Genomic DNA, 26,317 nt, shown 5'->3' on the forward strand with positions numbered 1-26,317 from the left:
CGTCAACCCTGGCATATCCCCTGTCCGTTGTCGGTGGGGTTTTCCCCCCTAAATCAACTGAGGAGATCCCTGAGAACCCCCGCCGCCAGCTGCTGCATCCCCTTGCGGAGCTTGCTCGACTTCGCCGCGTCGATCAGGCTTCGCCCGTGCGACAGCGCAGCGTCACACGCCGCCTGGTCGAACGGCAGCAACGCCGCCGCCTGTACTCCGGCGTACCGGCTGAGCGCCTCCGCCACGGCATCGGCAGGGGAACTCCCCAGCGACCCTGAGCGAACCCTGTTCACCACGACCCGGGTGTTCGCCGACGGGACCACCGCTCGGAGCTCGTGCAGCGCACGGATCAGCCGGGTGAGACCGACCGGGTCGGCGGTCCCGACCACGATCACCTCGTCGGCCTCCTCCAGGGTGGCCAGGGTCGCCCCGTTGCGCCGGGGCGCGAGAGTGTCGAACGAGATCTCCTCGTCGCTCTCGATGCAGAAGCCCGCGTCGACCACCGTGCAGGGCGCGAGATTCCTGGCCGTGGACCAGACCGACTCGATCGCCGTCGGGCGGAGCTCGGTCCACCGGTCGGCGCGGCTCAAGCCTGTCAGCACGAGCAGGTGCGGCCCGACCTGCCTCGCCTGCCGGGCGAGCACCGCCACGTCGAGCGAACCGCCGCTGGCCGACCGCGCCGCCGCGGCGAGCCCGGAGGTCTCGTCGAGCATGCCCAGCAGCTGAGCCACCGTCCCGCCGTACACGTCGGCGTCGGCAAGCAGCGTGGAGACCCCGCGCGCTGCCAACTCGGTGGCCAATCCGACCGCGACCGTACTGCGGCCCGGTGCGCCGGTGGGACCCCAGACGGCGATGACTCGGCCGGCTCCCTGACCGTACGGCTCGTAGCCGTTTCGTTCGGGATTGGCCACGGTCTCGCTCGAGAGGGGAACGAACCCGCCGGCGAAGTGCGACACGGTGGCCGGCGGTCCGGACTCCACCGCGTCGGTGATCGCCCGGCCGAGGTCCTCGGCGCTGACGTCCGCCGGGAGGATCCGCTCGATCCCCATCCGGCTCAGCCTGTCCTCGGCGCCGGTGGGCTCACCGTTGTCAGACGGATCGACCAGTGCGAGCACGGCGATGTGTCTCGCGTGCAGAGCGGCTACTGCGTCAGACGTCAACCTGGGAAGGTCTTCTGCGAGCAGGACCGCCCTGGCCTGTCCACTAGCCGCCGCGGCCATCACGTCGGCGATGTCCACGCACCTACGGACTACACGGATCCCCTGCGCTCTTTCGGCCCGGCGTACGACGTCGGCCTCCCACGGCGCGCCAGTCACCGCGAGGAGGACTGGTACCGACATCAGCGGCCCCGCCGGATCAGCACTGGCTCACCAGTACTCATCATGGCCAGCGCTGCGGGGAGTCTCGTCAGCTCTCTCGGCTCGAGGCCGACCAGGACCTGCCGTCGGGAGGATCCGCCGGCCACGCCCTTCGCGGTGTCCACCTGGATCACGCGGACCTCGGCCCAGAGTTGCTTGGCCGGCTGGTCGGCTGCCTTCGGCACCACCCAGATGTCGACGTGGTCCCCGGCCGCTGTGTCCGCGGGGAGACGGCCGGTCGCGATCGACAGTGGTAGTTCGGTGCGCACGCTGTCCGCCTGGGTGACCGCGGCCTGCCTCGGGACGAACTCGCCCTTGCTGACCGCCCGGGTGACGACCAGGCCCTTGAGATCAGCGTCAGCGGCGACGTACTGGCCGGCGGCCGCGTCGCTGGTGAAGCGGACGCGGACCGTGGTGAGGTCCCGGCTGGTCAGCTTGGTGCCGGCCGGCAGATCCCGCTCCGCGGCCCAGATGGCGGTGGTGTCGTCCGCGGCCGACAGCAGTTTGGCGCCACCGAGCGCGGTGATGGCGACGAGCAGCACACCGAGCAGCAGGCGACCGTCCTTCCATCGGGCCCGCCGGTTGCGCAGGGTCGGTGTGGACGGCGCAGCGAACCCGCTCCGCACCACTGGACTGTCGGCCACTCGAACTCCCCAGAAATTCTCGGTTACCGCCTGATCGCTCTTGGCGACGACATTCTGCCGTGTCCGCGGTCCGGCCGTTGACCGCCATCCACAGGAAGAGGGCGCCTGGGGACAAACTGGCTGATCCGGATGCCAACCGTGGCAAACTGAAGCAATCAGCCCGTCACCGACTCGAAGGGGAACAGCACGCATGCCGGCTCCGCGCTTCCTCCAGCTGTCCGACGTCGCCGAGGTGCTGAACATCTCGGCCAACCAGGTGTATGCGCTGGTCCGTCGCGGCGACATCCCGGCGGTCAAGATCGGCGGCCGGGGCCAGTGGCGGGTGGAGTCGTCCGAGCTGGAGAAGTACATCGAACGGCTCTACACCGAGACCAAGCAGTTCATCGACACCCACCCCTTCGGCGAAGAGGCCGAGGTCTCCGGCTCCGAGGACGTCCGCAGCTAACGACGGCGTACTGCGTCCAGGGCGCGGGTGGGGACGAGTCGGGTGTTGTAGACCTCGGTACGCCGGCGCGGTGCGTCCAGCGGGTGCTCCGCGAGCTCCAGGAAGTCGGCGCCGACCCGGTCGATCGTGCCGGTGACCGGGGTTCCACCACAGAACAACGTCACGGGAGAACGGTCCCGGGCGATCCCCCGCAGCAGGTGCGCCAGACCTAGCTTCGCGGCGACGGCACCCTCGGCAGGCTCCGCCCACGGACCCAACTGGTGGACCGCCGTGAGAGCGGTGTCCGGGATCAACCACTCCTCGTAGCGCTCGGCCTCGAGCAACAGGCAGTCCTTGCCGACCCGGCTGAGCTTGCCCTGGACCGGATCGGCGAGGGTGAGCTCGACCCGTACGACGGTGCCGACCGCGCCGCGCAGCCGGTCGAGCACGGTGATCTTGCCGACCTCGGCGCGGATCCGGTCGGCCACCTCGCCGTACAGATCGCCGTCCTGCATCGCCTCGAACTGGGACTCCAGATCCTCGAACAGGGCTTCCAGACGCATGCCGCGAACCTACTCGGTCGAGCGGTCATCGCCACTTTCCGTGCGGCGGACTCACCATCCGTGACACTTTCGTCTGATTTCGACTTGCCAAAGGCGGGCTAGGCCGGTCTATATTGATCAAGCCCAGGCAAACTCACGCAAACACATAGATCGAGGGCGAAACGAGGTGAACGCAATGATCCGGGGTCTGAAAGGGCTTCTCGCGCTCGGCGCACTGGGCGGGATCGGCCTGCTGCTGCGGTGGGTCACCGCCGACTCCATCGGCGCCGCCACCACGCAGGACCTGACCTCGATGGCATCCCTGGCCGTCGGATCGGTCGCGTGGGTCGCCTGTGGCTGGCTGCTGATCGCCGTACTGGCCACGGTGCTGGAGCAGGTGCCGGGCGTCGTTGGCCGCTCCGCCTCGATCGTCGCCACCCGGATCACCTCGCAGAGCTCCCGAGCGCTGCTCCGCTCAGCCCTGGGCGTCGCCGCCGTCACCCCGCTGACGATCGGCGTCGCTCATGCCACTCCCGGCGACGGCAACCACCAACGCCCCTGGACCTCAGTCGAACCCGGCTCCACCATCCAACTCACCGGCGCCCCCACCGACTGGCGAGCCACCGAACCCCCATCCACCCTCCGCCTGACCACCATCCGCCCCGCCCAGCAGTCCCCTTCAGCACACCCGCACTCCGCAGCCCCCGGCGAAGGCCTGACCGGCCGCACCTCAGTACCCGAGGTGCCATCAGGGCTGAGCCTCACCGGCGACTCGGCGAACCCGACAGGCCGCAGCGCCACGCTGCCCGCAGTACCGGCCGATCGCGGCTCGGCGCGGACGTCGGGGCCGGATCAGGTGGCTGTGCCGGATCGGCCTACCTCGGGAGCCGCCACGCGGTACACCGACCTCAAGACGGGGCAGCAGGTCCAGCCGGCTTCGCACGTGGTCCAGCCCGGAGAGTCGCTGTGGTCCATCGCTGCCGCAGAGCTCGGCCCGGCGGCGACGGACGAGGCGATCGCGACCCGCTGGCCGCAGTGGTACGCGGTGAACCGCCAACTGATCGGCCCCGACCCCGACCTCATCCACCCCGGCCAGGTGCTCCGCACGCCGGCACCCACGCCCGTCCAGCCCGTGCCGCCTACCCATCAGGAGAAGTGACATGAGTCAGTCCCCCCACCTCGTCGCCGTCCCCCTGACCTCCACCCCCGTCACAGCACCCCAGCCGCCTGAGGCCGAAGCGCAGACGGAGGTCCGACTTCCCGACACCCCAGACCAGCCCGTCGCCACACTGCCTAGGTCCGACGCCAACCCGAGTCAGCCGGCGGCGCCGACTCGGCTTCCTGTTAGGGGGGCGAAGGGCGAGGCTCAGCGTGGGCCGGTGACGGATGGGGCGCTGGCTCTGCGGTATCAGGATGTTCCGGAGGTGCAGGTCGCGCCGGCTCGGCCTGTGCTGCGGCTGGTACCTAGTGGGCCGTCGTTGCCCGACGCCCAGGCGTGGGCTCCTCGGCTGGTTCAGGCGCTGGCCGAGGTGCTCGCGGGTGACCGGCCGATCGGTCAGTTGGTGCGGTTCACCGACACGGTGGTGTTCGCCGACGTGAGCCGCCGGGTCCGCGTGCTCGGCCTGACCACCACCGCCACCGCCCGCGGCGCCAAGGAGCGCAGCGCAGTCCGCTCGGTCCACGTGTTCACGCCGGCCACCGAGATCGCCGAAGTCGCCGCCCACGTCCGGTACGGCGACCGCTCCCGTGCGATGGCCCTCCGCCTCGAGGTACACCGCGGCCGCTGGATCTGCACCGCCCTCGAACTCGGCTGACCTCCCCAGCGACGAAATTGTCGGTGGGCGCACTCAGACTGGTGGAGTGAGTCAAGTGGTGCAGCCGTATCGCGAGCGGGTCGCCCGGATGCCGGGGGCCGTGGTGTGGACGCGTACGACGGACGGCGGGCCGTACCGGATCCTGCCGGACGGGTGCATGGACTTGCTCTGGGTCGAGGGAAAGCTGGTGGTCGCCGGGCCCGATACGCGGGCCTACCTCGGGACCGCCGAGCCGGGCACCCGCTACGCCGCCATCCGGTTCGCGCCGGGGACCGCACCGGGCTTCCTTGGAGTGCCCGCCAAGGAGATCCTCGACCGGCGAGTTGCTTTGTCGGACCTTTGGTCGCCGGGGCTCAGCCGTCGGTTGGCGGATCGGATCGGAAGGTCACCCGATCCCACGACGACACTCGAGGATGCCGTCGCCGACCTCTTCAACGAACCGGACCGCCTGGTGAGCCATGTACTGCGTGGCATCCGCCGCGGCGTTGCAGTACCTGCTCTGGCGGGGGATGTCGGGCTTAGTGAGCGGCAGTTGCATCGCCGGTGCCTGGACGCCTTCGGCTACGGGCCGAAGATGCTCGACCGGGTCCTCCGGATGAACCTGGCACTCGACCGGGCGCGCACAGGGCTCTCGCTCGCCGAGGTTGCCGCCCGCACCGGGTACGCGGACCAGGCTCACTTCACCCGCGACGTCAAGGCGTTGGCCGGAGTCCCACCGAGAACCCTCCTCGCCTGACAATCAGGCATGAGCTTCTCCCAACGCGCAGCCGGAGCCACGACCGCCACGGCCCTGCGGCACAACCCGTTGAACGCGGTCACCGCGACGGTCGAACGGATCACGGACGCGGAGGGACACACGCTGATCCGCAAGGAACTGCAGGAACCGACCGGCACGGAAGGTCCCTGGAAGACATCCGTGGATCCGCGGCACTGGAACTACTGGCGGCGCGAGTTGGAGGTCTACCGGGACGACCGACTGCGCGAGCAGCTCGCCGGCACGGGTCTCGTACTGCCCGACGTCGAAGTCGAAGAACACCCCGGCGGCGCGGTTCTCTACCTGGAGGACATCGAAGGTCTGCCTGGCACGGAGTTCGCTCTGGACGATCACTCGGCACTGTCGCGAGCGTGTGGGCGGTGGCAGGCGAGGCCCGCGGATGAGGTGGCGTGGACCTCGGTCGGATTTCTCCGCGACTACTCCACGACTCGGGACGTGCCGTGGACCTTGCTCGATGACGACGCGGCCTGGAAGCAGCCGTTGATCGCCGAGAACTGGCCTGCCGGGCTCAGATCCGGCTGGGTCGAGCTGGTTGCCCATCGCAATGAATTGCTCACGCTGGTCGAGGGCCTGCCGCGGGCGCGGTGTCACCTCGATCTGTGGGTCTGCAACGCGATCCGCAGGTCCACTGGTGAGATCGCCTTGCTGGACTGGGCGTTCACCGGCGACGGCGCCCTCGGCGAGGACATCGGCAACCACATCCCGGACGCCGTCTTCGACCTCTTCTGGCCGGCCGAGCGGATCGCTGAACTGGCCGAGACCTGCACAGACAACTACCTCGAAGGTCTCCGCGAAGGTGGCTGGCGAGGCGATCCCGATGTGGCTCGCCTGGCCGTGATGGCATCCGGAGTCAAGTACGCGTGGCTCCTCCCCGGACTCCTCGGCCGAGCCTCAGAACCCAGCCATAACGCCTACCACCAACAAGCCGACTCCCAGTACCTCTTCCACCAACGCGGCCAGGCACTCTCCTTCCTCGCCACCTGGACCGCCGAAGCCCTCAGTACCTCGAGCTGAGCCCAGTGAGAAGGCCGACGGCGACCGGGTGAGTGTCCGGTCGCCGTCAGCGTGACAAGCGCTAGATGATGACCGTGAAGCCGCCGGGTAGGACAGGAGCCATGACGGTTGAAGCGTGCGTCGTGGTGCGGAAGCGGAGCTTGCCGCTGCGGTCGTAGCTGGAAACGACGTGGCGGTTGGTGGTGCCCACCTCGACCTGGTGCGTTCGAGGATGGGAATCGACGCTGGCCAGCAGAGTTGCCGTGGCCAGACGCAGCGTGGAGATCAGCGGAAGCAGAAGCACTGCATCGACACGGTTAGGCCCACTGCTCGACACAGCGTTGAGTTGCGTGGCACCGCTGGGGAGTGACCCCGACAGCGTGACGGGCAGCAGAGCACCCGGAGCGGCCGAGATGCCCTGCGGACCACCGGCACCGTGGTCGATCGAGCCCAAGGACCGGGCCGAGGACCACTGCGTGCGGCCGGCCTCACGATCAGCGACCAGATCGACAATTGGAGCGACCAACCGAGCCTGGTCGGAAGCCGCAACCGTCAGCGAGAGGCGTCCGCCGGCCGGCAGCGAGACGTAGGACCCGTTGCTCCATTGAGATTCGCCAGTCCAGGCGGACGGCGGCGTGACCACCGCAGCACCACCGGAGAGGGTGGCGGACTCGGCTTCGACCACCTGGAGACCGGAAGTTGCCCGAGAGCCAGCACCAAGCGTCTGAGCCAGTCCGGCCAACTCCGGCGAGCGGTCGAGGGCCAGCATCGAGAGAAGCCCGTGGATGGTGGACTCGGCGCCGGAGTTGCGGTTGATCGTGCCGTCGCCGGAGATGCCGTCGAAGGTACGACCAGTCGCCGGATCGTAGGTGGCCTCCCCTGCTCGGTTGGCGCCGAAGTACCAGGCTGCGACGAAGGCAGCCACCTGCCGCAGACCGGGACGTTCCCCTGCACCTGCGACGGCCAGGAGACCCTGCAACCGGGCGTCCACGCCGTACGCGATCTGGGTGCGGTCGATCGGTGCCGGGAGCCAGCCGTTGTCGGGACCACCCGCAGTCATGAGCAGTGGGGTGAAGCCGGCGGTGTCCCCGATGGCAGGCTCCAGCAGCCGCGACGAGCGCAGTACGGAGGATGCGGCGGCGAGGGCGGAGGGCATCTGGGCGCCCCAGGCGTGCCAGACCGAGATCGACTCGCCCCAAGGAAGCAGCGCACGGAACGGCCACGTATCGCTGTCTCCCGCGCCCATGGCAGCCACCCCTTCGGCGAACTGCGTCAAGGCCCGTCGAGCGCGGGCAGACCCACCTGCTCGCACGTAGGCCGCCAGACCCAGCACAGCCTCGGAGGTGGCGTCTGCACCGTTCACGATGAGCCAAGCCGGCACGCGGCGACCGTCGACCACGTTCCAGTCGCCGTAGCGAACCAGGACCTGCCGCTCCAGCGCAGCAATGGCCAACTCGAGCCGAGCACGCAGGAAGGCGGCAAACCCCGGGTCAACCGTCCGGAAGACCGCATAGCCCTCGCCGAGCGCCCAGACCGTCCGAGCCAGCCAGTACGCCGGTCCGGAGTCCGACGGGTCCGGTAGCTCGACCGGCTCGGCGCTGGGGTTCAACGTGCCGTCCGGCTGCATCCAGAGCACCACGTTGCCGGCGAACTGACCTGTGGCCGTCTGCAGATACGTCAACCCACGCAGCAACCCGTAAGCCGTGTCCCGGCTGTGCCGGTCGCCGCGGAGCTTGTAGTGCCGCAGGTAGACCACAGCAGCCCGGGAGATGTCGTCCGCGTTGAAGGCACCCTGACCCCAGGTGTTCGTGGCCGGGTCGTACGCACCACCACCGACCCGGGCGTAGGACCCGTCAGCCCGGCGGTCGGCGTACGTCCACAACACACCGATCGGACCCGACCCGTACGTCGCGTGCCCTGCCTGGGCAGGCGGCGAGACCTCGGCACCCAGAAAGTCGATGTGCGCCAGATTCGTCAAAGCCGAAGCAGCACCCGCAGAAGCCAAAGCCGAAGCAGAAGCTGAAGCAGGCAGTGTGACACCAGTCGAGGCGGCGACAGCCAGCGCGCCACCGAGGACGGTCCTGCGAGAGGCGATCATTGCAGCCGGTCCAGGCGAGCGACGCCGATCTTGGCGTCGGCCATTCCGTAGAAGACGTAGTGCACGCCGTCGACCTCCTCGATAGCTGTCGGGAACACGACGTTCCCGACGGTCCCGATTCGTTCCTCTTCGGTCTCCGGCACGAGAATCGGCTCAGCGGTCCGATCCAGCACCTTCGTCACATCGTTGAAGTCGAGCAGCAGCGCACCGGCCGCGTAGCTGACCTTCTGGGTCGTCGGGTCGAAGCCCTTGGGCTGGTCACCCGTCACACCGTGGTGGATCACCAGCCACCCCTCGGGAACCCGCAGCGGCGCCGGACCGGCCCCGATCTTGAGTTCCTCGAACGGGTGCTCCGACATCGCCACCAGCCGGTGGTGGCGCAGGTGCACCAGGTTCTCGATGCCTCGCTCGACCTCGGAGACCGGCACGAACGACACCCAGATCCCCGGGCGGTCGTCCTTGATCCCGGCCGGCAGGTGCACGCCCTCGCCCTCGCGGAACCAGCCCAGATCCCACATCGGCCGGTGCAGCATCGCGTACGCCGGTTCGCCGTCCGGCCCGGGGACCGGCTCGGGGAAGAACACGGTGTCCTTGTTCGGGAACAGGTTCAGATCGGTGTCCAGGTCCGGCTGGTACTCGAAGTGCAGCGGGCCCAGCCGGGTCCAGTTCCGCAGGTCGTCCGACACGGCGAGCGCGGGCTTCGGCCCGAGCGGCCCGTAGGCGACGTACGTCATCACATGCTTGCCCAGCGACGGGATCCAGGTCACCCGGGGATCCTCGACACCGGCGTTGTTCAGGCCACGCTCCCACCCCTCGTCGGGGGCGAGCACGATGCCCTCGCGGGTCACGCCGGTCGGTACGCCGTCGGTGAGCTCGACGGCGGCCAGGCCGACGCGGGATACGTTGCCAGGAGCAACCAGTCGCGGCAGCAGGTACAGAGTGCCGTCGGGGGTGTGGCCGGAGGCCGGGTTCAGCACGCCCTCGGACTCGAGGTCGTTGCCCGGCTCCGGCGTCATCACGACACCGAGGCGCGTCAGGCTATAGGGAACAGTCACAGCGAAAGACCTTTCACAACAGAAAACGAAGGGGTTCGAGGCGGAATCAGCCCTTGACCCCTGACTCGAGGCTCGAGGAGATGAATTGGCGCTGGAAGACGATGAACAGAGCCACCGCGGGAGCGGCCAGCACACAGGCGCCGGCCAGTACCGCACCGAACGGGTTCGCCGCTCGCGCCGAGACGGTGGTGAGGTAGTTCGACAGGGACACAGCCAACGGCTGCAGATCCTGCTGCTTGGTGATCAGGAACGGCCACAGGAACTCGTTCCACGGCCCGATGAAGGTCACCAGTAAGCCAGTCAGCAGCGCGGGCCGCACCAACGGGAGGGCCACCCGCCAGAGGGTGCTCAGCTCGCTCGCGCCGTCGATCCGGGCGGCGTCGAACAACTCCTGCGGCAGTTGCAGGAAGTACTGCCGGAAGATGAACACCGCCACCGAGTTGATCGCGAACGGCGCGATCATGCCGAGATAGGAGTCGGCCAGCCCGTAGCTGCGGACGACCATCACGTACAGCGGGATGGTGAGCAACTGGAACGGCACCACCTGGACCAGCAACATCAGGCCGAACACCGCACCCCGGCCGCGGAACTGCAACCGGGCCAGCGCGTAGCCGGCCAGCACCCCGAAGACCATCGTGCCGAGGATGACGCCGCCGGTGAAGATCCCGGAGTTCAGCAACGACTGCCCGAGGCTGATCGCGTTGTTGATCTCCACGTAGTTCTGGCCGGTCAGGTTCCCCGGCTCGGGGAAGGCTCCCCTGACTGTCGGGTCCGGCTCGGTCTGCAGGCTGCCGATCAGCATGTAGTAGAAGGGGAACAGGAAGACGAACGCCCCGACCAGCAGAGTCAGGAAGCGCCAAGGAATCCTCATCAGTCCTCCCTCGAGACGAAGCGACGTTCGATCAGGGCGATCAGCAGCACACCGATCACGAGCAGGACTCCGATCGCCGACCCGATGTCAGGGTTGCCCTGCTCGATGCCCTTCTGGTACATCACCAGCACGGGCGAGGCCGAAGCCCCGTTTGGGCCACCGCCACCGGTGAGCAGGTAGGGCTCGGTGAACAGGTTGGCCCCGGTCACCGTGGCCACCAGTACGACGAGCGTGGTGGCCGGCCGCACGCCGGGCACGGTCACGTTCCAGAAGGACTTGAGCCGGCCGGCGCCGTCCATCGACGCGGCTTCGTAGAGATCCTTGGACACGTTCTGCAACGCGGCCAGGTAGAGCAGGATGAAGAAGCCGAGCTGCTTCCAGGTCACGTAGATCGCGATTGTCGGCATCGCCAGGCTCGAGTTCACCAGCCAGGACGGGCTCGGCGCGAGCGGCCCGAGGATCGTGTTGACCAGCCCGTTCTCGTTGAACAGGAACAGCCAGACCCCGACCACGGCGACGCTCGCCGCGACGTACGGCACGTAGTAGCTGACCCGGAAGAACGTCCGCCACCGGATGGCGGCGTTCAGCGCGTTCGCCAGTCCGAGCGACAGCACCACGGTCAAAGGGACGTTGATCAGCAGGAAGATGCCGACGTTCACGAACGACCGGCGCACCGCGGGGTCCGTCAGCACCGTCACGTAGTTGTCGAACCCCACGAACGGCCGGTCCACGACCGTACCGGGTGCGGTGAAGAAGTAGTCGTGGAAGGACATGTAGACCGCGAACCCCAGCGGGTAGGCGAAGATCGCGGCCAGGAACACCAGGTAGGGCGTGACGAACGCGGAACCGATCGGTTGCTTGCCCAGCACGGTGTTCAGCAGCCCACGCCGCCCCGCCGGCCGGGCGCTGCCGGTCGGCGAGGGGGCTGTGGCGAGCCGACTGCTCATGACTGCGCAGCGAGCTGGTCGACCTTCTGGGCAGCGCCGTCGAGGGCCGCGCCCGGATCCTGCTGACCGAAGATCACGGACTTGGAGTACGCGTCGCGGAAGGTCTGCCAGATCTCGATCGAGTTCGCCACATTCGGCACCTCGACGGTCCGGGCGGCCTGGTCGGCGAACGACTTGTAGTCCGGGTTCTTCGTGAAGTACTCCGGGTAGGCGCCGGCCACGTCGTTGCGTATCGGCATCTGACCGGAGACCTCGAGCAGCTTGCCGTCCTGCTCCTTGCTGGTGGCGAACTTCAGCACGTCCCACGCGGTCCCGCGGTTCTTGCAGGCCGAGTACATCGCGACGTTCTTCGCATCGCTGAAGGTGTGGATGTCGGACGCGGGCTTGGCGGCCGAGGTCGGCACCGGCACGGCGCCCCACTCAACCTTGCCCTTGTAGACCGCGATGGCCCACGGGCCGACGATCGCCATCGCCGCCTTGCCGTCGGCGAACGCGTCGGCGGTGTACTTCTCCTGCGAGGCGAGCTTCTCGGCGTACACCGTTCGCCAGAAGTTGGCGACCTTCTTGCCCTCGTCGGACGCGAACTGCGCCTTGCCGCCCTCGACGAGCTGCTTGCCGCCGGTCTCGGCCGCGAACAACGGGTAGAAGTCGAACCAGGACTGGTAGAACTCGTTGCTCGGCGCCGGCCAGATGGCGAAGTTCGCGGCCTTGGCGGCGACCAGCTTGCGCGAGGTGGCGAGGAACTCGTCGTACGTCGCCAGCGGTGGCTTGGCGGTGTCGATCCCCGCCTTGGCGAAGGCCTTCTTGTTGTAGAAGATCATCACCGGGTTGGCCTTCCACGGCAGCTGGTAGTACTTGCCGTCAGTCGACTTGTACTGCTCGGCGACCTTGCCGCTGCGGTCCTCGATGTACTGCTTGCCGTCGCTGAAGCTGTCGAGCGCCACCAGGCCACCCTGCTTCTGGAACTGCGGGACCGACGCCGGGGAGGTGTTGAAGATCAGGCAGGGCGCGTTGCCCGCGGTGATCGCCGCACCGATGACCTCCTCGGAGCTCTTGCCGGTCGGGATCTCCTGGGCGGTCACCTTCTGGTCGGCGTGCGCGCTGTTCCAGGCCGCGACCATCTGCTTGCCCCAGGCGACTTCTTCCTTGTTGTTCGAGAGCCAGACGGTGATCTCACCCCTGGCTTGCGTGGCAGCGTCCGCGTCACCGCCGCTGTCGCTGCCGCCACAGGCGGCCGCGGTACCGGCCAGGCCGACGGCCAGCAGTGCCGCGATCAGGTTTCTCGAGCGAAACTTCATGACTCCTCCAACATTCCGTGCGAAGCAGGGGCGGCGGTGGACCGCCGGATGACAAGGCGAGCGGGGGGCAGTTCGACGTCGGCGACCTCGCCGTCGCCGTCGATCAGCTGGTTGAGGGTGCGCGCGGCGGCCTCGCCGAAGCCGAAGGGGTCCGCGCGGACGGTGGTCAGGCCGGGATGGACGAACTCGGCGAGTTCGCTGTCGTCGAAGCCGGCGATGCTCAGGTCATCGGGCACCGTGAGCCCGGCCCGCTGGACGGCCCCGATACCGGCGATCGCCATCCGGTCGTTGGCGTAGACGATCGCGGTCGGCGGCTCCGGCAGCGCGAGCAGGCGTCTGGTCGCCTCGATCCCGCCGGCCGCGGTGAAGTCGCTGCCCTCGATCCCGACCGGCTCCAGGCCGGCGGCGGCGAGCGCCGAGGTGAACGCCTCCGACCGCGCGGTCGCGTGGACGAAGGCGGGTGGTCCGGCCACGTGGGCGATCCGCCGGTGGCCGAGGTCGAGCAGGTGCTGTACCACCTCGACCGTGCCGGGGCGGTCGTCGAGCAGTACCGCTGGGAACGGCGAGGAACCCTCCGGCCGGTTCAGGGTGACGGCCGGCATGCCGAGTGAGGCGAGCAGCTCGATCCGGGGATCGTCGTGCCGCAGGTCGGAGAGGAAGACCCCGTCCACCCGGCCGGCCTGGGCGAGCCGCTGGTACCCGGCCTCCTCGTCCTCGCCGGCCGTGACGACCTGCAGAACGAGCGCCTGCCCGTTCGGTCCGAGCACGCTCTCGACCCCGGCGATGAACGCCGGGAAGAACGGGTCCGATGACAGCACACCCGGATCCCGGGTGATCACGAGCCCGAGCGCGAACGCCTTGGACACCGACAGCGAGCGGGCCCGGTTGCTGGGCCGCCAGCGGAGCTCGTCCGCGGCCGCGATGATCCGCTCGACGGTCGCCTGCGCCAGGCCGGGACGACCGTTCAGCGCGAGCGAGACAGCACCCTTCGACACCCCGGCCCGGGTGGCCACATCGGCGATCGTCGGCCGCGCTTTGCTCATCGCCATCCTTGATCTGAGTGTTTAAACCGGTTTAGATGGTCACTAAACCGGTCTAAACGCTCCGAGTCAAGACCTCACCGCGAACTGCGCAGTAACGCGGCCCAGCCGGGATTTGTGCGCATTCGTTTGCAGAGGTCCTGGACGACGGCGACGGCCCCACAGCAACTACCTGGATCCTGCCCTCCGGTGTGAGCTGTAGCCCCGGACACAGCGAAGGCCGCCCCGGGGTTCACCCGGGGCGGCCTCTGTTCGCAGTACTCAGTGCTTGTAGACGTCCGACTGGGGGTCGCCGTGGCAGCGCTTGTACTTCTTGCCGGAGCCGCACGGGCAGGCCGCGTTGCGCGGGGTGCCGGCGTACTCCAGGGCGCCGGCCTCGGCACCCTCGCTGTGGACCGCGATCTCCTCGTCACCGTCGATCGTCGGCGCCGAGTACGACAGCCGCTGCGGACGGCTCTCGGTGCTCAGGCCCTTCGCCCGCAGCTTCGGGCTGTCCTGCGGCCGTGGGGTGTCCTGCGGACGCTCGTCCTCGACCACATGCCGGCCCGGGAACTCCGCCACCGGGGCGCCCGGCACCAGGATGTCCTCGGCCTCGGTCTCCTCCAGCTCGGCGAGCTCGGCCTGCGCGGCCAGGTCGGCCTGCATCGCCTCGATGTCGACCTCGACGTTGAAGATGAAGGCGACCGACTCCTCCTTGATGGACTCCATCATGGTGGCGAACATGTCGTAGCCCTCGCGCTGGTACTCGACCAGCGGGTCGCGCTGCGCCATCGCGCGCAGGCCGATGCCCTCGCGCAGGTAGTCCATCTCGTACAGGTGCTCGCGCCACTTGCGGTCCAGCACGCTGAGCAGCACCCGCCGCTCCAGCTCGCGCATCGCGTCGCTGCCGAGCAGTTCCTCGCGGCGCGCGTACGCCTCGCGGGCGTCGGTGACCAGCCGCTCGACCAGGAAGTCCTGGGTGAGCCCGGAGCGGTCGCCGCCGGCCTCCTCGATCAGCTCGTCCTCGGTCAGCTCGGTCTGGTACAGCGTCCGCAGCGCGGTGAACAGCTGGTCCAGGTCCCAGTCCTCGGCGAACCCGTCGGCGGTCGCGCCCTGGACGTACCCGGTGATGGTCTCGTCGAGCATGTCCTGCACCTGGTCGTGCAGGTCCGCGCCCGCGAGCACCCGGCGGCGCTCGTCGTACACGACGTGCCGCTGGCGGTTCATCACGTCGTCGTACTTGAGGATGTTCTTCCGGGTCTCGAAGTTCTGCGCCTCGACCTGGGACTGTGCCGACGCGATCGCCTTGGTGACGACCTTGTTCTCCAGCGGCACGGTGTCGTCGTCGTTGCGCGACATCGCCCAGTCGACCATCTCGCGCTTGAACAGCCGCATCAGGTCGTCCTCGAGGGACAGGTAGAAGCGGGACTCCCCCGGGTCACCCTGACGGCCGGAACGACCGCGCAGCTGGTTGTCGATCCGGCGGGACTCGTGCCGCTCGGTGCCGAGCACGTACAGCCCACCCGCCTCGGTGACCTCGTGCTGCTCGTCCTTCACCTGCTGCTCGAACTGCTCGAGCACCTTCGGGTACTCCGCCTCGTACTGCTCGGCGGACTCCACCGGGTCGATACCGCGGGCCCGCAGGTCCTTGTCGGCCAGGTGCTCGGGGTTGCCGCCCAGGATGATGTCGGTACCACGGCCGGCCATGTTGGTGGCCACCGTGACCGCGCCCTTGCGGCCGGCCTCGGCGACGATCGCGGCCTCCCGCGCGTGCTGCTTCGCGTTCAGCACCTCGTGCGCGATGTTGCGCTTGCGGAGCTGGGCGGACAGCCGCTCGGACTTCTCCACGCTGGTGGTGCCGACCAGGATCGGCTGCCCGGTCTCGTGCCGGGTGGCGATGTCTTCCACCACGGCGTCGAACTTGGCTTCCTCGGTGCGGTAGATCAGGTCGCGCTGGTCCGCGCGCACCATCGGCTTGTTGGTCGGGATCGGGACGACGCCGAGGCCGTAGATCTTGGAGAACTCGGCCGCCTCCGTCATCGCCGTACCGGTCATGCCGGCCAGCTTGTCGTAGAGCCGGAAGTAGTTCTGCAGGGTGATCGTCGCGAGGGTCTGGTACTCCTCCTTGATCTCGACCTTCTCCTTGGCCTCGATCGCCTGGTGCAGGCCCTCGTTGTAGCGGCGGCCGTGCAGCGTCCGGCCGGTGTGCTCGTCGACGATCAGCACCTCGCCCTCGACGACCACGTAGTCCTTGTCGCGGCGGAACAGGTCCTTCGCCTTCAGCGCGTTGTTCAGGTAGCTGATCAGCGGGGTGTTCGCCGACTCGTACAGGTTGTCGATCCCGAGCCGGTCCTCGACCTTCTCGATCCCGCGCTCGAGGATGGCGACGGTGCGCTTCTTCTCGTCCACCTCGTAGTCGGCGATCGGGCGCTGGTCCTCGGCGATCTTGTCGTCGGCCATCCGCGGCTTCAGCTGGGCCGCCAGGTTCGCCATCTCGACGTACCAGCGCTGGGAGTCCTCGGCCGGGCCGGAGATGATCAGCGGGGTCCGGGCCTCGTCGACCAGGATCGAGTCCACCTCGTCCACGATCGCGTAGTTGTGCTCGCGCTGGACCAGGTCCTCGATCGAGTTGGCCATGTTGTCGCGCAGGTAGTCGAAGCCGAACTCGTTGTTGGTGCCGTAGGTGATGTCCTTGGAGTAGGCCACCCGGCGCTCGGCCGGGGTCATCTCCGGCAGGATCACGCCGTAGTCGAGGCCGAGGAAGTGATACACCCGGCCCATCCACTCGGCCTGGAACCTGGCCAGGTAGTCGTTCACGGTGACCACGTGCACGCCCTTGCCGGACAGCGCGTTCAGGTAGGTCGGCAGGGTGCCGACCAGGGTCTTGCCCTCACCGGTCTTCATCTCGGCGATGTTGCCCAGGTGCAGCGCCGCGCCACCCATGATCTGCACGTCGTAGTGACGCTGGTGCAGGGTGCGCTTGGCGGCCTCCCGGACCACCGCGAAGGCCTCCGGCAGCAGCGCGTCCAGGGATTCCCCGTTCTCGACCCGCTGCTTGAACTCGGCCGTCTGGCCGCGCAGCTCCTCGTCGGTCATCGTCACGAAGTCGTCCTCGATCGAGTTGACCAGCTTCGCGATGCCTTCGAGCCGGCGGACGATCTTGCCCTCGCCGATCCGCAGTAATTTGTCGAACGCCTTCATCGTGGGGGGTCCACTCCTTGACTGTGCAGCCTTCAATGCGGCGGGTGCCTGACCGTGCGTACCCGGTGACGGACGCAGCACGGCCTGCCCGCCTGGCGGGCGCCACCCATGGTACTGGGCCGAGCGCGTCAACCCACCGCCCGGAGTAAAGTCGCACCCTTGCCCGCACCACGAGTGAGCGGCCCGGAAAGTTCCTCAGAATCCGCGCAGGGCGTCACTCAAAGCAGGCGAAAGGTCACCGCCACCGGCCACCCGGACCTGATCCAGGCCCAGCCAGCCGGCCAGTTGGACCAGCTCGGCCGCCAACTCTTCCACGGTCTCCGGCGGCGCACCAGGCTCGGAGTGCGCAGCCTGGACCAGCAGGACACCCGCCGTCCGGTCCGCCTTGAGGTCCACTCGTCCCACCAGGCGGTCCCCCAGCAGGAACGGCAGCACGTAGTACCCGTGGATGCGCTTCTCGGCGGGGACGTAGATCTCGATCCGGTAGTGGAAGTCGAACAGCACCTCGGTCCGGGTCCGCTCGAACACCAGCGAGTCGAACGGGCTGACCAGGGCGCGGGCGTTCACCCGGCGCGGCAGCCTGGCGTCCCGGTGCAGGTAGGCCGTCCGCTTCCAGCCATTGATCGTGACCGGGAGGAGCTCCCCCTCCTCGACCAGTTCGCGGATCGCCTGCGCCGTCGGAGCGGGCGCGGTACGGAAGTAGTCCTTCAGGCACTGCGCGGTGGCGACCCCGTGCGCCCTGGCCGCGATCGAGACGAGGCCGCGGTGTGCCTCCTCGAGGGTCGGCGTCGGCGTCGCCAGTACTGCGCTGGGCAGCACTCGCTCCGGGATGTCGTACAAGCGCTCGAACTGCTGGTTGCGCCGGGCGACGGTGATCTCGCCGGCGAAGAACAGGAACTCCAGCGCCTGCTTCACGTCGGACCAGTTCCAGCCCCAGTTGTTCCGCTCGCGTTCGACGTCGTCGTCGATCTGCCGGGCGGTCAGCGGACCGTGGTCGCGAACGTCGCCGAGCACCTGCTTGACCAGGTCGGGGCGCTGGGTCGCGATCGACCGCGGGCCGCCCCACGCCTCGCTGGCCGCCCGGGCCATCCGCCATCGCATCAGCGGATGCGTCTCCACCGGGATGAGCGAGGCCTCGTGCGCCCAGTACTCCACCAGGCGGCGCGGCGCCTTCCCGGCGGCGCGATCCAGCAGATCGCGCGGATAAGGCCCGAGGCGTGAGTAGAGCGGCAGATACTGCGTACGGCTCAGCACGTTCACCGAGTCGATCTGGATCAGCCCGATCCGGCTGAGCACCCGGCTGAGCGCCCGCATGTCCGGCACACCCTTCGGCCGCGGATCGCTGAACCCCTGCGCGGCCAGTCCGATCCGCCGGGCCTGGGCCACCGACAACACTTGAGAATCCACGAAGCCGATTCTGCCGCCGGCCACCGACAGAAAATCGCGGCCTCGATTCGCTTCGCTCAGCGGCGGTCGTCGTCGACGGTGTCCTGGACCCGGATGATCAGCAGCACCTCAGCCACCTGGGGCGGAATCGGCGACGGGAACAGGCCGCGCCCGGAGAGATCCTCCAGGGAGCGGAACGGGCCCCGGTGGGTCCGGTCGGCGACGATCAGCGCGGCCTGTTCGGCGGAGACGCCCGGCAGCGTCCGCAGTACAGCCTCGGGGGCGTCGTTGATGTCGATCAGCCCGCCGTCCTCGAACTGGTTCGGCAGGTCGGGGCGGCCGATGCCGAGCTGCCGGGCGATCTGCGGGTGCTCCGCGGCGAGCTGACGCGCGTACTGCCGACGCGGGTCGAGCCCGGGAGTCCGCCTCCGCCGGGGCACGATCACTGCCACGTGGATCGCACAGACCAGCGCCGAGGCGATCACCAGGGCCACCCCGAGCTCGTCGGAGTCACTCGTGATCTCGTCGCTGGAGGTATCCATCAGGAGCGCACCGCCGAACGTGACGGCCAGGTAGCCCACCGCCGCCGCACCCAGCCGGACACTGCGCCGCCGGATCGCGAGGACGCCCACCAGCGGACCCGACAGCATCCCGACGGAGATGATCGGGACCGCGGCCGCGGCGAACTTCACCACCCAGTCCTGCCATCGCAACGACTCCGGCTCACCAGCCTGTACCAGGGCCTCCGGCGGCGAGTACTGCGGCACCGGCTGGGGTGGCGGCGGCGCGGCCCACCCGAAGACGGCAGGTGCGGCCCCTGCGGCAGAGGTGGGGGCTGGGCTGCTTTGTGGGGTGGTGAGGGTGGGGTCGTTCTGAAGGATCTGCTGGTGGAGGTGTTGGAGGGCATTGCCGGGTTCAACGCCATGGGCGGTCACTAGGAGCGTGCGGGCCTCGCGGTACGTGGCCAGGGCTTCGGCTTGGCGGCCGGCGCGGTACAGGGCGAGCATCTGTACGCCGCGCAGCCGTTCGCGCAGCGGGAACTCCGCGACCAGGCGCGACAACTCGGGCAGCAGGTTCTGCTGGTGGCCTTGCTCGAGTTCCAGCTCTGCCCAGTCCTCCACGGCCGCGGCGCGGTCATCGGCGAGGCGGGCGCGGGTGGCGTCGAAGTACGAGCCGGTCAGGCCGGCCAGCGGCTCGGCACGCCAGAGCGACAGGGCCGTCTGGAGCTCGGCAGCTGCCTCCGCCCGTCGACCCGCACCGCGCAGTTGGCGTGCCTCGCGGACGTGGCTGGTGAACAGGTCCAGGTCGGTGTTGCCGGGGGCAACGGAGAGCCGGTACCCGGCTTCGGTCAGGGTCAGCAGGAGGCCGGCGGCTCTGGGCGCTCGCTCCGGCTCCAGCACCCGGCGCAGCCCAGCGACGTACTTCTGGACGACGTTGGTGCCGTTCTCAGGCGGTTCGTCGCCCCAGACCGCTTCGATGATCCGGCTCGTCGGGACCGGCCGGTTGGCGGCCAGCAGCAGGATCGCCAGGACCGCACGCTGCTTGGCCGGGCCGAGGTCCAGCTCGCGCTGCCCGCGAAAGGCCCGCAGCGGTCCGAGCAGGTCGAACCGGACAGAGTCGTCAACCGCCCCCTGCACTGGTCAGCACCCTCCCGATCCGCACCATTCGAGCTTCCCCACGGCCGACGGCAGTGAGGCGGCAGTCTATCCGCCGAGCAGGGCGCAGTGAGGCGGCAGTGGGACCGCAGCGGGGTGGCAGTGCGGGGCTTCAGGGTCGGTGGGTCAGGTTCGAGTCGTCGCCGGCCAGAGCGCCGGCGTACCGAAAGTGAGTCCGAGCAATGTCCTTCCCCTGGATCCGTACCGCCGCGGCCGCCGCCCTGGTGGCACTCATCGCGACCGGCTGCGACAGCAGCGCCGACACCGCGGTCGAGAACACAGCACCCACCACCTCCACGAAGGCCCCCGCCAGCACTCCCGTGAAACCCGCCGGCCTCGAGAGCCAGCCGGTCCGGACCATCATGAAGAAGACCCGGCTGGCGTCGCTGGCCGCGAGCAGTGTGCGGATGCGCGGCACCATCGACGACCCCGGCGGCCCGATGACCTTCGACATCACCTTGGCCAAGGGCGGCGGCCAGGGCGACTTCACCGTCGCCGGAGCGTCGTACTCCGTCCGCGCGATCGGCAGGACCGTGTACTTCCAGCTTTCCGAGGCCGCGATCCGGGCCCAGGCGAAAACCGAGAAGAGCAGCGCGGCCGAGACCGCGCAGATGCTCAGGCTGCTGAAGAACAAGTGGATCAAGGTGTCCAAGGTCGACAAGGACATCCAGGAGATGGTGGATCTGGTCACTCCCGGCCGGTTCTTCAAGACGGTCTTCGGTGAGGACGACACCGACACCGCCGCCGCACCCCGCAAGGCCGCCGCGCGGATGGTCGACGGCGTCCGCTGCGTCGGCCTGACCGAGGACGGCGCGTCGATGTGGATCGACGCCACCACCGCCCGGCTGGTCCGGATGACCGACGGCAAGAACCAGTTCCGCTTCAGCGACTACGGCAAGGTGCCTGCCCCGAAGGCGCCCGCCAAGAGCCAGATCCTCGACGGCAGGACGATGGGCCTCTGATGCCGGCCGCCTGGCCGGGACAGGGGACCTGGCCGGGCGGTCAGAACTCCGGTGTTACCACAAGTGAGAGGTGCGCTACAGGACGTGGTCGCCACCTACGCCTCGGAACTCCAAGCACAGATCGGCTGGCAGCGACAGGGGAAGGGGGCCGGGCTGATCGCCCGGGCCCCTTCCTCTGCTCCTCCCGAAACTCGGTTCTGCCGTGCTTAGACGGCCAGCCGGATCACGCCGTAGTCGTAGCCACGCCGGCGGTAGACCACGCTCGGCTGGTTCTCGTCGGCGTCGACGAACAGGTAGAAGTCGTGCCCGACCAGTTCCAGCTCGTAGAGCGCCTGGTCCAGTGACATCGGCTTGGCGGTGTGGGTCTTCTCGCGCATCACCAGCGGACCGTCACCGGTCACCGTCACCGAGCCGAACGTCCGCGTCGCCACCTCGTCCTCGGCGACTGTCTCCTCCACTACTGGTACGTTGCCGTTGGTCGACTGCTTGGCGGCGACATGCCGCAGGCCTTCCAGTGCCTCGCCACCCTTGTGAACCCGGCGCCGGTCGGCGGCCTTGCGGACCTGGGCCCGCAACCGGTCGAGACTCACGTCGAACGCGGCCTGCTTGGTCTCACCACAGGCTTCGGCCCGGACCACCGGACCCTTGGTGTACATGGTGAGTTCGACGCGCATCGCCCGATCGTGCTGTCGCGGGTTCTTCTCCTGGCTGACTTCTACCTCGCATCGCAGTACCCGGTGATCGACCTTCTCGATCCGCTCGAGTTTTTCCTCGACGTACTGCCGGAAGCGGTCACTGACCTCGCAGTGATGACCCTTGACAACGACGTCCACGGAAACCTCCATCGATCGGCGACTCTGTTACGTCTTCGGACCCCCGTACCACTCGGCCGGATGCCCGAAACGACAACACCCGCTGTCCGGCCCGTCGGACTCCGTGGTGAGGATTCCGGCTGATCCGGTCCTCCCCCACATCCCTGTCCGACAAGCCCAAGCGGGTGTCATAGGCCAACGCTAGTCGGCTTCGGCGAAAACCGGTAGGGAAGTTCTCATGAACCGGATGACGCCCGGAGCCGGGTCGCGGCGACCACCGCACACCCCAGTACCGGAATTCCGCGGGCGGACAGCGCGCGGCCCGCCTCGGTGAGCGTGGAACCGGTCGTCAGCACGTCGTCGACGAGGATGACCGGCTGATTCGTCAGCCTTTCAGCCCAGCGCGAACGCGCCGCGAAAGCCCCTGCCAGGTTGGCCGCACGCCGCTGAGCGGACAGTCCGGACTGGTCCTCGGGCCGCCGTACGACGGCCAGCGCGTCGGCCGGGCGGACGTCGAATCCCTGCCGTCGCAGGTGCTTCGCCGCGGCCGAGGTGACCCGGCGCAGCGGGTCATGGCCGCGCTCCCGGACGGTGGACGGCGAGGACGGCACCGGGCAGAGCCACGCGGCCCGGCGAGTGCCGAGAGTCGCCCGCACGGCCAGTGCCAGCGCCTCCCCCAACGGCCCGGCCAAGGAGTACCGGGCGTGCTCCTTGTGAGCCAGGATCAGCCCGCGCACCGCCCCGCCGTACTCCGCTGTCGCCATCGGTGGCGGGAGTCCGGCCGGGACCGGGTCGGGCCACGCGCGGTACGGCGTCGCGGTTGTCAGCAGAGCCCGGCAGGTGGCGCACAGGGACAGGCCGGGATGCTCGCACCCCGCACAGGTGCCGCCGAGCACGAGATCCACGAACGCGCCCCGGAGCGACACCGGAACCACGATGCGCGATACCGGCCGGCCGGGGCAACCAGGTCCGCGCCGCCTGTGGAAAACCTCGGGGAGATCAGCCTGGGTAGACGGGGTCGATCGGGGTGCCCTTGTCGCCGTCGTTCATGTTGACCCAGCCGAGGTCCTTGCGCTGCCAGTGCAGTTCGCCCGTGCTGTCCTGGACCACCGGGAGGGTGTCGACGCTCAGATTGGAGGCGAGCTTGACCGCGTCGAACTGGGTGCTGACGCCGGGGATCAGCCGGGGCTGGGAACCGTCGACATTGACCTGCCAGGGCCGCCCGGGCTGACCCTTGGCGGACTTGCCGGCCACCAGAATGCCCAGCTGGTTCCAGGACGCGTCGGTGATGTCGGTGAGCGGCAACTCGAGCGGCCGGAACTGACTCAGTACCAACTGCTTCGCGTCGTTCGTCCCGACCGTCGCCGTCTGCACGGAGGTCGCGCCGGTCTTGCTCCGCATCACCAGCAGCGCCCGCACACCGTCCGGCGCCATCCGCAGCGCGAGCGGGTGGGCACCACCGAAGTTCGCCCGGATTTCGGTCACCTTGCCGTCCGGGGTGCGCATCCGCAGCCGGGGCGCGGCGCTGTCCGCGCGATCGACGTACCAGAGGTTGTTCTCGTTGTCGTAGCTGGGCCGGAGCACCTTGCCATCGGTCCGGGTGGTCTTCACGTCGGCTGCCTTCTTGTCCGAGTCCAGGGCGCCGGACAAGACCGCTGGCAGGCCGTCCTTGGTGGTGGTCACGATCGCGCCGGTGTCACCCCGCAGGTTCACCGCGAACGACTGCGCAGAGGAGCTGTACAGCACGCTGTTGTCCAGCGGGGTGGTCCCGATGTCCTCCGCGCCGTCCTGCCCCCGGATCCGCTGGATCTTGCCCTTCTGGACGCCGTACAGGTCCTTCAGCCGGCCGTCCTGGCCGGACGGGTCGTACGCGCCGAAGTCGGAGAACGACAACACGTCCGAGTCGGGCAGCAGCGATGCGCCGGACACGGTGATCCGGACCCGGTTCGTGATCAGCCGCAGGGTCCAGGCGATCTGTGCCGCGAGCAACCGCCGGTCCGACTCGCTGAGGGCGGCGGCCTCGTCGCTGAGGGCGACTGTCGCCACGCCCGAGTCCACCGGCACCGAGACGGCCAGGCTCGTCCCCTCCGGCGCGATGGAGATCGCGCCGTTCCCGAGCCGGCTGGTCGGGCCCTTCAGCAGTTCCTGGATGAGCTGGGTGGCCGACTGACCGGCCGGCAGGGTGTTCGGCACGTAGATCGGGTCCGGCACGAGCATCGTCTTGGCCGGGTTGAAGAAGTACAGGGCGCGGGGTGCGAGCCGAGGCTCCAGCTGGTTGCTGCCGAGGAAGACGCCCGCGGGGACGTTCGCGACCCGGAACTGGCCGGAGGTCTCGGCCAGCACGAAGGTGAAGTTCACCTGCTGGCCAGGCTTGGCCGGCGTCCAGGAGCCCCGCTCGTCGATGGTGCCGATCAGCGGCGCGCTCAGCTGGACCTTGCCGTCGGTGCGCTGCGACACCGCCTGGGACGAGGACTGGTCGTACACCGAGATCTTCGACTCGGGCTTCCAGGCGGCCGCCGCGTCGGGCGTCATGTACTCGCGGGCGACGTCGAAGGCCCGCGAGTCCGACATCGCCTCGAGGAATCCGTTGACCAGTGGCAGCGGCTTGGCGTTGTCCCGCGGGTGCTGGGCCTCGATCCCGAGGCCGCCCCGGACGGGCGTCAGACCCTCCTGGCTACCACTCCTGATCGGTCCCTTGGTGGGCACCGTCGCACAGCCGGTCAGCAGCACGGCAGAGGCCAGCGCGGCCGCGAGCAGCTTGGTCCTCACGACTCACCACCGGTCAGCTTCTGGTACGGCGCGCCGACGTCGACCAGTGACTCGCTCACCACGCGGGAGGCGTCCGTGGGCCGGGCGGGAAGCGGTGATCCGGTGAGCGCCACGTCCGGGCGGCGCGGCAGGGTCAGGCGGAAGTACGCGCCCTCGCCCGGCGATCCCCAGGCGTCCAGGCGGCCGCCGTGCAGCCGGGCGTCCTCCAGCGCGATCGACAGTCCCAGCCCGGTACCACCGGTGGTCCTGGCCCGGGCCGGATCCGCCCGCCAGAAGCGGCTGAACACCATTTCCGCCTCTTCCGCGCGGAAACCCACGCCGTGGTCACGGACGGCCACCGCCGCGGCGTCCTCGTCGTACGCGGTGCTGATCCGGATCGGCTGGCCCTCGCTGTGCTCGATCGCGTTGCCGATGAGGTTGCGCAGGATCCGCTCGATCCGGCGCGAGTCCACCTGCGCGCGGCAGGGCTCCGGCATGTCCAGCTGGACGTCGCAGCCCTTGCGCAGCAGCAGGGTCTCGTGGTTCTCCAGCACCCGGGCGACGATGTCGCGCAGGTCGACGTCCTCCAGGTCGAGCGCGGCGGCGCCCGCGTCGAACCGACTGATCTCCAGCAGGTCGGCGAGCAGTTCCTCGAACCGGTTGAGCTCGTTCTGCAGCAGCTCGACCGAGCGCCGGGTGATCGGGTCGAACTCGTCGCGCGTCTCGTGCAGCAGGTCGGCCGCCATCCGGACCGTGGTGAGCGGCGTGCGCAGCTCGTGCGAGACGTCGGAGACGAAGCGGCGCTGCAACCGGGACAGCTCCTCCAGCCGGCGGATCTGCTGCTGCAGGTTGCTGGCCATCTTGTTGAAGGAGACCGCGAGCCTGGCCAGGTCGTCGGTACCGCGGACCTGCATCCGCTCCTCCAGCCGGCCGGCCGCGAGCCGCTCGGCGATCCGCCGGGCCATCCGCACCGGGGTGACCACCTGACGGGTGACCAGCCAGGCGACGGCCCCAAGCAGGACGACGAGCAGCAGACCGGCCGTCACCAGAGCGCGCTGGACGACGTCCAGGGTCTCCCTCTGCGCGGTCAGCGGGAAGAGGAAGTAGACCTCGTAGCGCCGGCCGGTGGAGTTCACCCGGACCTGTGAGCCGATCGCCAGGCCCGGCTCACTCTTGCCGCCGGTGTAGTTGATCTTGGTGTAGGTGTCCCACAGCTTCGTGTCGTCGGTGGAGACCGAGGACTTCAGCTCGCGCGGCACCGAGTCGCTCTCGACCAGCCCGGTGGTCCGGATCAGGGTCGACTCCGCGTCGTCGGTGGGGATCAGCACCGTCTCATACAGGCCGGACCGGTTCGAGCCCAGCACCAGCTGGGACAGGTTCTGGTTCAGCATCGTCGGGTCGGCCGCGTTGATCGAGCTCGACAGCGACTTCAGCTGCGCGACCGCCTCCTGCTGCGCGCTGGTCCGGCGCGACTCCAGCACCCCGTCGGTGACCTGGCTCATCATCACCCAGCCGACCAGGATCAGCACGACGGTCGACATCAGCAGCGTGCCGGTGACGATCCGGGCCTGGATCGAGCGACGCCAGAAGTCGGGCCAGTACCGCGGGTGGGTCCGCCACAGGGGCTCCGGCATGGCGTGCCAGTCCACCCCGGCGGCGGTGAGCTCGATCTCGGCACCGCGGGGTTCCGGTTCGGTGTCCGGTTTGTCCGCCTGCGACTCGCG

The 26,317-nt window shown here is 69.0% G+C and carries 22 protein-coding genes; 6 read left to right on the forward strand and 16 right to left on the reverse strand.

The window, feature by feature from the left end; translation table 11 throughout:
* Window positions 1-53: 53 nt before the first annotated feature.
* Both EV644_RS02620 and EV644_RS02625 read right to left on the reverse strand, forming a co-directional pair.
* The gene (locus EV644_RS02620) at window positions 54-1,331 is read right to left on the reverse strand and encodes a CpaE/TadZ family protein (protein WP_132187130.1); all 1,278 of its coding nucleotides are present in this window, start codon (window positions 1,329-1,331) and stop codon (window positions 54-56) included.
* A complete protein-coding gene (locus tag EV644_RS02625; protein ID WP_132187129.1) occupies window positions 1,331-1,993 on the reverse strand; it encodes a CpaB family protein in 663 nt (220 codons plus the stop codon). The genes EV644_RS02620 and EV644_RS02625 overlap by 1 nt, the downstream gene beginning before the upstream one ends.
* Window positions 1,994-2,183: 190 nt before the next feature.
* Here EV644_RS02625 and EV644_RS02630 point away from each other — a divergent pair, with 190 nt between their 5' ends.
* Window positions 2,184-2,438, forward strand: a complete 255-nt coding sequence (locus EV644_RS02630; RefSeq protein WP_132187128.1) for a helix-turn-helix domain-containing protein — start codon at window positions 2,184-2,186, stop codon at window positions 2,436-2,438.
* Here the strand turns inward: EV644_RS02630 and EV644_RS02635 are convergent.
* A complete protein-coding gene (locus EV644_RS02635) occupies window positions 2,435-2,980 on the reverse strand; it encodes a hypothetical protein (RefSeq protein ID WP_132187127.1) in 546 nt (181 codons plus the stop codon). The two genes, EV644_RS02630 and EV644_RS02635, sit on opposite strands and share 4 nt — an antisense overlap.
* A gap of 175 nt (window positions 2,981-3,155) precedes the next feature.
* On the opposite strand from EV644_RS02635, the gene EV644_RS45125 reads away from it, so the two are divergent.
* From EV644_RS45125 to EV644_RS02655, 4 genes are all read left to right on the forward strand, one after another.
* Window positions 3,156-4,118, forward strand: a complete 963-nt coding sequence (locus tag EV644_RS45125; RefSeq protein WP_199239606.1) for a LysM peptidoglycan-binding domain-containing protein — start codon at window positions 3,156-3,158, stop codon at window positions 4,116-4,118.
* Window positions 4,119-4,338: 220 nt separating this feature from the next.
* Complete coding sequence (locus EV644_RS02645) at window positions 4,339-4,773, forward strand: Rv3235 family protein (protein WP_132187126.1); 435 nt, start codon at window positions 4,339-4,341, stop codon at window positions 4,771-4,773.
* A 46-nt stretch (window positions 4,774-4,819) separates the two neighbouring features.
* On the forward strand, window positions 4,820-5,509 hold the full coding sequence (locus tag EV644_RS02650) for a helix-turn-helix transcriptional regulator (protein ID WP_241997808.1): 690 nt from the start codon (window positions 4,820-4,822) through the stop codon (window positions 5,507-5,509).
* A gap of 9 nt (window positions 5,510-5,518) precedes the next feature.
* The gene (locus EV644_RS02655; RefSeq protein ID WP_132187125.1) at window positions 5,519-6,562 is read left to right on the forward strand and encodes an aminoglycoside phosphotransferase family protein; all 1,044 of its coding nucleotides are present in this window, start codon (window positions 5,519-5,521) and stop codon (window positions 6,560-6,562) included.
* A 61-nt stretch (window positions 6,563-6,623) separates the two neighbouring features.
* On the opposite strand, the gene EV644_RS02660 is transcribed toward EV644_RS02655, so the two are convergent.
* From EV644_RS02660 to EV644_RS02700, 9 genes are all read right to left on the reverse strand, one after another.
* Window positions 6,624-8,519 carry a hypothetical protein gene (locus EV644_RS02660; RefSeq protein ID WP_241997806.1) on the reverse strand — a complete coding sequence of 632 codons (1,896 nt, stop codon included), beginning with the start codon at window positions 8,517-8,519 and terminating at the stop codon, window positions 6,624-6,626.
* Between the two features lie 116 nt (window positions 8,520-8,635).
* A complete protein-coding gene (locus EV644_RS02665; RefSeq protein ID WP_241997804.1) occupies window positions 8,636-9,694 on the reverse strand; it encodes a glycoside hydrolase family 130 protein in 1,059 nt (352 codons plus the stop codon).
* A gap of 46 nt (window positions 9,695-9,740) precedes the next feature.
* Window positions 9,741-10,565 carry a carbohydrate ABC transporter permease gene (locus tag EV644_RS02670; RefSeq protein ID WP_132187123.1) on the reverse strand — a complete coding sequence of 275 codons (825 nt, stop codon included), beginning with the start codon at window positions 10,563-10,565 and terminating at the stop codon, window positions 9,741-9,743.
* On the reverse strand, window positions 10,565-11,512 hold the full coding sequence (locus EV644_RS02675; protein WP_132187122.1) for a carbohydrate ABC transporter permease: 948 nt from the start codon (window positions 11,510-11,512) through the stop codon (window positions 10,565-10,567). The genes EV644_RS02670 and EV644_RS02675 overlap by 1 nt, the downstream gene beginning before the upstream one ends.
* A complete protein-coding gene (locus tag EV644_RS02680; protein ID WP_132187121.1) occupies window positions 11,509-12,810 on the reverse strand; it encodes an extracellular solute-binding protein in 1,302 nt (433 codons plus the stop codon). Before EV644_RS02680 ends, EV644_RS02675 begins: the two co-directional genes overlap by 4 nt.
* A complete protein-coding gene (locus tag EV644_RS02685; RefSeq protein ID WP_132187120.1) occupies window positions 12,807-13,853 on the reverse strand; it encodes a LacI family DNA-binding transcriptional regulator in 1,047 nt (348 codons plus the stop codon). The genes EV644_RS02680 and EV644_RS02685 overlap by 4 nt, the downstream gene beginning before the upstream one ends.
* Before the next feature lie 258 nt (window positions 13,854-14,111).
* Window positions 14,112-17,030 (reverse strand): preprotein translocase subunit SecA, encoded by a 2,919-nt coding sequence (gene secA / locus EV644_RS02690; protein WP_132187119.1) that lies wholly within the window; start codon window positions 17,028-17,030, stop codon window positions 14,112-14,114.
* 195 nt (window positions 17,031-17,225) lie between these two features.
* Window positions 17,226-18,437, reverse strand: a complete 1,212-nt coding sequence (locus EV644_RS02695) for a winged helix-turn-helix domain-containing protein (protein WP_132187118.1) — start codon at window positions 18,435-18,437, stop codon at window positions 17,226-17,228.
* Window positions 18,438-18,493: 56 nt separating this feature from the next.
* Complete coding sequence (locus EV644_RS02700; RefSeq protein WP_132187117.1) at window positions 18,494-20,053, reverse strand: AfsR/SARP family transcriptional regulator; 1,560 nt, start codon at window positions 20,051-20,053, stop codon at window positions 18,494-18,496.
* A 200-nt stretch (window positions 20,054-20,253) separates the two neighbouring features.
* Between EV644_RS02700 and EV644_RS02705 the strand changes: the two genes are divergently transcribed.
* A complete protein-coding gene (locus EV644_RS02705; protein ID WP_132187116.1) occupies window positions 20,254-21,033 on the forward strand; it encodes a hypothetical protein in 780 nt (259 codons plus the stop codon).
* A 206-nt stretch (window positions 21,034-21,239) separates the two neighbouring features.
* On the opposite strand, the gene hpf is transcribed toward EV644_RS02705, so the two are convergent.
* From hpf to mtrB, 4 genes are all read right to left on the reverse strand, one after another.
* Complete coding sequence (hpf, locus tag EV644_RS02710) at window positions 21,240-21,866, reverse strand: ribosome hibernation-promoting factor, HPF/YfiA family (protein ID WP_199239607.1); 627 nt, start codon at window positions 21,864-21,866, stop codon at window positions 21,240-21,242.
* 215 nt (window positions 21,867-22,081) lie between these two features.
* On the reverse strand, window positions 22,082-22,771 hold the full coding sequence (locus EV644_RS02715; RefSeq protein WP_241997802.1) for a ComF family protein: 690 nt from the start codon (window positions 22,769-22,771) through the stop codon (window positions 22,082-22,084).
* A 73-nt stretch (window positions 22,772-22,844) separates the two neighbouring features.
* Window positions 22,845-24,614: an LpqB family beta-propeller domain-containing protein gene (locus EV644_RS02720; RefSeq protein ID WP_132187114.1), complete on the reverse strand. Its 1,770-nt coding sequence runs from the start codon at window positions 24,612-24,614 to the stop codon at window positions 22,845-22,847.
* A complete protein-coding gene (gene mtrB, locus EV644_RS02725; protein WP_242000997.1) occupies window positions 24,611-26,227 on the reverse strand; it encodes an MtrAB system histidine kinase MtrB in 1,617 nt (538 codons plus the stop codon). Before mtrB ends, EV644_RS02720 begins: the two co-directional genes overlap by 4 nt.
* Window positions 26,228-26,317 lie beyond the last annotated feature (90 nt).

The sequence above is a fragment of the Kribbella orskensis genome (genome assembly GCF_004342085.1).
GTDB lineage: Bacteria > Actinomycetota > Actinomycetes > Propionibacteriales > Kribbellaceae > Kribbella > Kribbella orskensis.

Bases quoted from the DNA above. Each gene is read 5' to 3' on its own strand.
- secA (WP_132187119.1), bottom strand. From the start codon at position 17,030: ATGAAGGCGTTCGACAAATTACTGCGGATCGGCGAGGGCAAGATCGTC.
- EV644_RS45125 (WP_199239606.1), top strand. From the start codon at position 3,156: ATGATCCGGGGTCTGAAAGGGCTTCTCGCGCTCGGCGCACTGGGCGGG.
- EV644_RS02675 (WP_132187122.1), bottom strand. From the start codon at position 11,512: ATGAGCAGTCGGCTCGCCACAGCCCCCTCGCCGACCGGCAGCGCCCGG.
- EV644_RS02655 (WP_132187125.1), top strand. From the start codon at position 5,519: ATGAGCTTCTCCCAACGCGCAGCCGGAGCCACGACCGCCACGGCCCTG.
- EV644_RS02630 (WP_132187128.1), top strand. From the start codon at position 2,184: ATGCCGGCTCCGCGCTTCCTCCAGCTGTCCGACGTCGCCGAGGTGCTG.
- EV644_RS02670 (WP_132187123.1), bottom strand. From the start codon at position 10,565: ATGAGGATTCCTTGGCGCTTCCTGACTCTGCTGGTCGGGGCGTTCGTC.
- EV644_RS02685 (WP_132187120.1), bottom strand. From the start codon at position 13,853: ATGAGCAAAGCGCGGCCGACGATCGCCGATGTGGCCACCCGGGCCGGG.
- EV644_RS02680 (WP_132187121.1), bottom strand. From the start codon at position 12,810: ATGAAGTTTCGCTCGAGAAACCTGATCGCGGCACTGCTGGCCGTCGGC.
- mtrB (WP_242000997.1), bottom strand. From the start codon at position 26,227: ATGCCGGAGCCCCTGTGGCGGACCCACCCGCGGTACTGGCCCGACTTC.
- EV644_RS02705 (WP_132187116.1), top strand. From the start codon at position 20,254: ATGTCCTTCCCCTGGATCCGTACCGCCGCGGCCGCCGCCCTGGTGGCA.
- EV644_RS02635 (WP_132187127.1), bottom strand. From the start codon at position 2,980: ATGCGTCTGGAAGCCCTGTTCGAGGATCTGGAGTCCCAGTTCGAGGCG.
- EV644_RS02620 (WP_132187130.1), bottom strand. From the start codon at position 1,331: ATGTCGGTACCAGTCCTCCTCGCGGTGACTGGCGCGCCGTGGGAGGCC.